The sequence below is a fragment of the Arthrobacter ipis genome, from assembly GCF_014694315.1.
GTDB classification, from domain to species: domain Bacteria; phylum Actinomycetota; class Actinomycetes; order Actinomycetales; family Micrococcaceae; genus Arthrobacter; species Arthrobacter ipis.
The window spans coordinates 248,205-254,550 of the sequence record NZ_JAAOXD010000002.1; the positions used below are offsets into that span (position 1 = coordinate 248,205).

Consider the following 6,346-nt stretch of genomic DNA (forward strand, 5'->3'; position numbering starts at 1 on the left):
GATGGTTGTCCCCGGGAAGCCCCGCACCGCCTTCACAAATGGTGCGGGGCTTTTTCGGGCCGGGCCGTGCACTTCTTGAGGTTCCCGCCCTACACTGTGGACACCTACTACAGGCCGGGGGGCACGTTGGGTTCACGGGGGCTTTGCCTGGTCATCGAGGATGACCGGGATATTCGCGACCTTGTTGCGCTGATACTGACGCGGCTCGGTTTTGACGTTCACGCAGTCAGCAACGGCGTCGACGGCGTCGCCGCGGCCTGGGAGCACCACCCCTGTCTGGTTACGGTCGACCTGAATCTTCCGGACATGGACGGCCTGGAAGTGGCGCAGCATATCCGGTCTCGCTCCGAGGCGCCGATGCTGTTCATCACCGCTCGAGCGGAACTCGACGACGAAATGGCCGGCATGGCGGCGGGAGCCGCGGCCTATCTTGTCAAACCGTTCCGCCCCCGGCAGCTCACGGAGACGGTCAACCGGCTTTGTCCCGTGGGCCCGCTGACGGCGCACGGCCTGGAGCCGCGCCTCTGACCCGGCAGCGGCGGCCAACCGGCCGCCGTCGTACTTTCCTGTGTCCGCGGCCTATATCCGCAGGTGGCACTTCGGCTCCATAATGTCCCCATAAACTTCGGGGACCCTCGCGCCCGGCGATGCTGGCGAGGCGCCGCAGAGTCCCAGGTGGCCGTCCCGGCTGTCGGCGAAACGGGCGGCGACGCGGCGCGGGCACGGACGGGCAGTCCGTTCCCGGCACCGAACAGGGGAACCATCGCCATCAGTGCAACAGCGCCAGCAGCGCAAATGAGGAGAGAACTGTCATGCTCAAGGACACAGCCATCGCCGCCGTCCTTCCCGCAAAGGACGTGAGCAGGGCGAAGGATTTTTACCGGGACAAGTTGGGACTGGAGCCCGTGGAACCCGCGGACGACAACGTGATGTACGAGTGCGGTAACGGAACCAGGTTCCTGGTGTACCAAACTGAAAACGCGGGCAGCGCCAAGAACACCCAGATGGGCTGGGTAACGGACGACGTCGAGCGGGATGTTCAGGAGTTACGGGGCCGCGGCGTCGTCTTTGAAGAATACGATTTTCCGGGACTCAAGACCGAGAACGGCATTGCCACTACGGACGGCGGGAAGGCCGCCTGGTTCCTGGACAGCGAAGGCAATATCCTGAGCCTCTTCGAAGGACCGTAGTTCCGGACCCGCCTACCGTTGCGGCGTGAATTGGAAAGGGGACGGAACTGCGCTGTTCCGGCCCCCTTCCGTCTATCCGCGGCCCCCGGGCGGTGAGTCCACCTGCCCCGCGACGCTCCGGCCCCTCTGCGCCTGCCGGAGCAGAGGGCCCCCAATGGAGAGGAGGATTGAAGAAACCATGAATTCATCAATTCCTCAATCACGAGTCTCGCCCAGCCGGGAGCCTGCGTCAAGGGCACGAACCCTTTGTGCCCGAACTTCCCCTCCAGGCCTGCCGGGTCTGACCGCCTCATTCATCGGGAGCACGGCGGAGGCCTGCCTCACCCGGTTCCGTGCCCCGCAATGGCTTCACTGGAAACCTCGGCGAGCGTGAGGCTGCGCTCCCGGGCCTGAGTCAGGAGCCCGAGCAGGGCCTGTTCGGAGCTGCGGCCGGTGCGCGCGCTTACGAATCGGACCGCGTCAGTTATCAGGGCGCGCCGTTCGAGGGACTCTTCGAGGGCCGCCGCCGACTCGTCCGTCAGGATGGCTTCCGCCAGCCCAAGGCCCGCCTCGGAGGCACCGCTGCCGACGAAACCGTTAGCAGCGGCCGCCGCACGGGCATTCAGCACTGCTGCGGCAGCGGACATCAGTTCCGCGATCTGGGGAACAGACAGCCAGTACTGCAGCTTCCCGTCGGCCCGGCGGCCAGTCACGAGGTGCTGTTGACGCAGCTGCGCGAGTTGACCGGCTAAATGTGACGGTTTCAGCCCGGTGGCGGAACACAGTTCGGCCACGCTGGCAGGACCGGACGCCAGCACCGCAAGCACCTTGAGGCGGGCGGGATGCGCCAGCAGCTTGAACAGTTCCGCCTCAGCGGCTGCAACCCGCTCCCCGAATTCTTCACGTTCCGTCACCGCTGCCCCAATCTGACAGAAACACCTTGTTCCTAACCGATTATCCCCTCAAAGAAACGTTTGCCGGACGGTATGAGGTCGGCTTTTTTCGGCTCATCTCTTGTCCGCTGGAATCGTTACCCATTCAGAGGGCGCTACCCTCTCGCGGCGCGGGCGCTTCGCTGAAATAATTGTCTCTAACAGTTTTCTGACGCGGCAGTCCGCCTCGCCGTGGGACGGAGCTCGACCAATCCGTCAGGAAAGGAAACAATGCTCATGCCCGTTGCCGCAGCCACTCTTGCCAGGCCCTGATGCAGGCCCATCTGCCTCTCGCTGACGAACTCGCGGCGCTGACCGCCCGGATCGCCGACCTGTTACTGACCCACGAAACCGTCGACGAAGCGGTCTCGGCGCTGGCGCAATCCCTCAAGGAAGCGATCCCGGGAACGCTGGGGGCAGGCGTCAGCCTGATGGATACCCGCGGCCGGCGTACCAGCACGGCCTCTACCGACCCCGTTATCGTCCAGGCAGATCAGTTCCAGTACGACCTCAGGCAGGGGCCGTGCCTGACTGCGTGGGCCCAGCGGGCAACCGTCGTAGTCGAGGACAGCCGCACCGACCCCCGCTGGCCCGCGTGGAGCCGCGCCATCGCCGACTTGCCGCTTCGCTCGGTGATCAGCAGCCCGCTGTCCACTCCCGACGGTGCCATCGGGGCGCTGAAGGTCTACTCCCCCGTGCCCAATGGGTTCGATTCCAGAGCCATCCACCTGCTCGAACTCCTGGCCCGCCCGGCTGCGCTGATGCTTGCCAACACCCAGGCCCGTGACACCGCACAGCGCCTGAGCGACGGGCTGGTCAGTGTCCTGACCGCCCGCGATGCCGTCGGAACGGCCAGCGGCATCGTCATGGAGCGCCTCCACGTCAATCGCGACCAGGCACTGGCCACCCTCATTAGTGCCTCCCGGCGGCGGAACGAACCGCTGCACCAGCTCGCCGGGGACATCATCGCCGGCGGCGAGCTGTAACCCGCCGTCACTAAGCGCCTTCTCAACCGCTTCCCTGCTGGCTGCAACAGCCCCGAACGGGGCTGCCGCTGTCACCATTACCCGCGCTCCGGGGTTCGGCGCCAGCCCGATCGCGAACGGCTACAGCATTTTCCTCCGCTGCGCAATTTTGGCGCGCGGGGCAATTCCAAGGAAAATAGCGAGTCAGCACACAATGCACGTCCCGCTTACTTCAGGAGACAGAGAACCATGACTAACAACATTGCCCCGGGTGCCGGGTTGAATGCCGCGCCGATCGCAGCCATGGCCGCTTTGGAAGACCTGGACCTCACGCCGCAAGGGCTGGCTGATGCCCCGGCGAACGAGCTGGATGCGGACACCCTCGTGCACCCCGGCCCCTAAGCCGCTCAAGTTCCGCAAAAGGTCCGGTAGGGACCAAAGCCTTCCGGTGCCGCCACTGCGTAACGTTCGACGCCGGGACGCTCGTTATAGGGGTCCGTCACCGCTTCCAGCAACAGCCGGAGCGGGCCGAGGTCACCATTGGTTGCAGCGTCGAGTGCTTCCTCAACGAGGTGGTTGCGGGGCACATACACCGGGTTGACCCGGTCCATCATGTCCGCGTCCGGGTGCAGTGCCCACCAGCGTTCCGTCCAGGCAGCGAAAGCTTCCGAATCGTTGAATGGTTCCGGGAACAGGGTTGGCACCGGCTCGGCCTCGCTGCGGGCTGCCTTTCCGAGGCCGCGGAAAAACGACGTGTAGTCGACGCTTTCTTTTTGAAGCAGTGCGAGCAGTTCGTCAATCAGTGGCGATGCCACGTCGTCGCCGGCGCTTCCCTCCAGCCCGAGCTTGGCCTTCATTCCTGCCAGCCACGCCGCGCTGTACTGCTGGCGGAAAGCACCGAGCGACTCAGTTGCCAGCGCGACCGCACGGTCGTCGTCGTCGTCGAGCAGAGGCAGGATTGCCTCCGCCAGGCGGGTCAGGTTCCATTCCGCAATCAGCGGCTGGTTGGCGTAGGCGTAACGGCCGTTCTCGTCGATCGAACTGTAGACGGTGGCGGGGTCGAACGCGTCCATGAAGGCGCAAGGACCGTAGTCGATAGTCTCACCGGAGATGGCCATGTTGTCCGTGTTCATCACGCCGTGGATGAAGCCCACCAGCATCCATTGGGCCACCAGCGAAGCCTGGGCGCTGACCACCGCGTCGAACAGTGCGAGATAAGGATTGTCGACCTCGGCCGCGCCGGGATAGTGGCGGGCGATCGCATGGTCGGCGAGTCGGCGCAGGAGTCCTTCGTCGCCGGCGACCCGGGCGTACTGGAAACTCCCCACGCGCAGATGGCTGCTGGCCACGCGCGTGAGCACGGCCCCCGGCAACTCATTCTCCCGCTGGACGGAACGCCCCGTGGCCACGACGGCGAGGGACCGGGTGGTGGGGATGCCCAGGGCGTGCATCGCCTCGCTGACCACATATTCACGCAGCATCGGGCCCACGACGGCGAAGCCGTCGCCGCCGCGTGCGAACGGCGTGCGGCCGGAGCCTTTCAAATGGACGTCGCGGAGGCGGCCTTCGGCGTCGGAAATCTCACCCAGCAGGAGCGCGCGGCCGTCACCCAGCCTCGGCGCAAACCAGCCGAACTGGTGGCCGGAGTAGGCCTGCGCAACGGGAGTGGCGCCGTCGGGCACCGCATTGCCGATCAGCAGCGGAAGGACTTCCGCGCTCCTCAGGAACTCCGGGTCAAAGCCCAGCTCGGCGGCCAGCGGCCCGTTCAGCACCAGCAACCGCGGGGCAGGGACCTCCTCCGCCTTCCAGGGAATGGCCATCTCGGCGAGCTCGGTGGCGAAGCGGCTTTCAAAGGTGACGGTTGATGCGGCTGCAGCAGTCATCTTTCAAGCATACGTTTTTGCCTTTGAGTCAGAACCGGCGGGTGGGCGTCCGACGACGGCGACCAGTCATGGACTCTGCGACACCTATCAGTGCCACGGCGGCGACGACGGCAACGATGAACCCGAGGAAATTCAGTTCGAAGATGTCACCGGTACCGAGCAGGCTGGCAACAACTCCGCCGATGACGGAACCGACCAGACCCAGGAGCAGCGTTGCGACAATGCCCAAGTTCTGCCTGCCGGGCTTGATGAGGCGGGCAAGGGCTCCGATAACGAGCCCGGCGATGATGAATCCAATCATGGTCAACAGCCTTTCTGTTGGCATCCAACAAATTTTGGATGGATGTAGGAAGTCTACTTACTATTAGATGGTAACCATGCTTACTATTACGGGGTGCTGGTTCATCAGCAGCAGCTACCCCTCAAAGGAAAGAGAGCAATGATGACCGAGAACCCATACGGCACCGGCCCGGGCACAACAGGTTACCCGGACACCACCGACGCGGATGCAACCGGACTGGGCGCGGGAGCAGGCACCACCGGCTACTCAGAGACGACTGACTACCCCGGCACCGCCGGAGCAGGCACCACCGGCTACCAGGACGACACCTCGAAGAAGGACGTGGCGAAGGAAGAGGCCGCGAATGTTGCGGGCCACGCCGCGGGCGCTGCGCAGAACGTTGCCGGGACGGCCGCGTCCGAGGCGAAGAACGTTGCCTACGAGGCAAAGAACAGCGCAAAGGACCTGCTGCACCAGGCGAAGTCGGACCTGACAAGCCAGGCCGGCACCCAGCAGACCAAGGCAGCCGAGGGCATCCGCACCATCTCGTCGCAGCTGCGCTCCATGGCCGACGCGCCGGACCAGCAGGGCGTTGCGTCGGACCTGATCCGGCAGGCCGCAGACCGCTCCGAGTCGGTCGCGTCGTGGCTGGATAACCGCGACCCCGGCTCGCTGCTGGACGAAGTTAAGTCCTTCGCCCGCCAGCGCCCCGGCACCTTCCTGCTCCTCGCGGCGGGCGCGGGCATGCTTGCCGGTCGCCTCGGCCGCAGCCTGCAGGCCGGCGCCCCCGAGACGGGAACCGCAACTGGCGCCGGATACACAGGCACAGTTCCGCAGTACCCCGCCCAGCCGCCGGTCACCGAAAGCAGCCTGCCCGGAGCCTCGGGCGCACCGCTGTACGACGCGCCGCAGGCAAGCCCCACCACCTACGCAGAGACCGTCTACGGCGAACCCGCCCGCCCCGGCTTTGACGCACCCGGCTCGGCAGGGGTTCCGCTGCGCGATCCCGATGACCCGTACACCGAGGCTGGGGGTCGTCCCCTGTGAGCAGCCAGATCCCTGATGTCCCTCCCACGGAGGCGCACGCGAAGGCCGACACCACCTCCCTGGGTGACCT

The 6,346-nt window shown here is 65.6% G+C and carries 8 protein-coding genes; 5 read left to right on the forward strand and 3 right to left on the reverse strand.

The window, feature by feature from the left end:
- Nucleotides 1-96 precede the first annotated feature (96 nt).
- Both G9E11_RS06630 and G9E11_RS06635 read left to right on the forward strand, forming a co-directional pair.
- Entirely contained in the window at nt 97-528 is a 432-nt protein-coding gene (locus tag G9E11_RS06630; RefSeq protein WP_311764308.1) for a response regulator transcription factor, read from the forward strand.
- A 284-nt stretch (nt 529-812) separates the two neighbouring features.
- The gene (locus tag G9E11_RS06635) at nt 813-1,190 is read left to right on the forward strand and encodes a VOC family protein (RefSeq protein WP_190604077.1); all 378 of its coding nucleotides are present in this window, start codon (nt 813-815) and stop codon (nt 1,188-1,190) included.
- A 320-nt stretch (nt 1,191-1,510) separates the two neighbouring features.
- Here G9E11_RS06635 and G9E11_RS06640 read toward each other — a convergent pair whose 3' ends face one another.
- Nucleotides 1,511-2,083, reverse strand: coding sequence for an ArsR/SmtB family transcription factor (locus tag G9E11_RS06640; RefSeq protein ID WP_190604079.1), 573 nt, complete (start codon nt 2,081-2,083; stop codon nt 1,511-1,513).
- A gap of 290 nt (nt 2,084-2,373) precedes the next feature.
- Between G9E11_RS06640 and G9E11_RS06645 the strand changes: the two genes are divergently transcribed.
- Both G9E11_RS06645 and G9E11_RS06650 read left to right on the forward strand, forming a co-directional pair.
- Complete coding sequence (locus G9E11_RS06645; RefSeq protein WP_190604081.1) at nt 2,374-3,087, forward strand: GAF and ANTAR domain-containing protein; 714 nt, start codon at nt 2,374-2,376, stop codon at nt 3,085-3,087.
- Nucleotides 3,088-3,315: 228 nt separating this feature from the next.
- Nucleotides 3,316-3,468, forward strand: a complete 153-nt coding sequence (locus tag G9E11_RS06650; protein ID WP_190242999.1) for a hypothetical protein — start codon at nt 3,316-3,318, stop codon at nt 3,466-3,468.
- 5 nt (nt 3,469-3,473) lie between these two features.
- On the opposite strand, the gene G9E11_RS06655 is transcribed toward G9E11_RS06650, so the two are convergent.
- A complete protein-coding gene (locus G9E11_RS06655) occupies nt 3,474-4,949 on the reverse strand; it encodes a protein adenylyltransferase SelO (RefSeq protein WP_190604083.1) in 1,476 nt (491 codons plus the stop codon).
- A gap of 28 nt (nt 4,950-4,977) precedes the next feature.
- Complete coding sequence (locus G9E11_RS06660) at nt 4,978-5,250, reverse strand: GlsB/YeaQ/YmgE family stress response membrane protein (protein WP_190604085.1); 273 nt, start codon at nt 5,248-5,250, stop codon at nt 4,978-4,980.
- Nucleotides 5,251-5,391: 141 nt separating this feature from the next.
- Between G9E11_RS06660 and G9E11_RS21010 the strand changes: the two genes are divergently transcribed.
- Nucleotides 5,392-6,276, forward strand: a complete 885-nt coding sequence (locus tag G9E11_RS21010; protein WP_246468780.1) for a hypothetical protein — start codon at nt 5,392-5,394, stop codon at nt 6,274-6,276.
- The last annotated feature ends 70 nt before the right edge of the window (nt 6,277-6,346 follow it).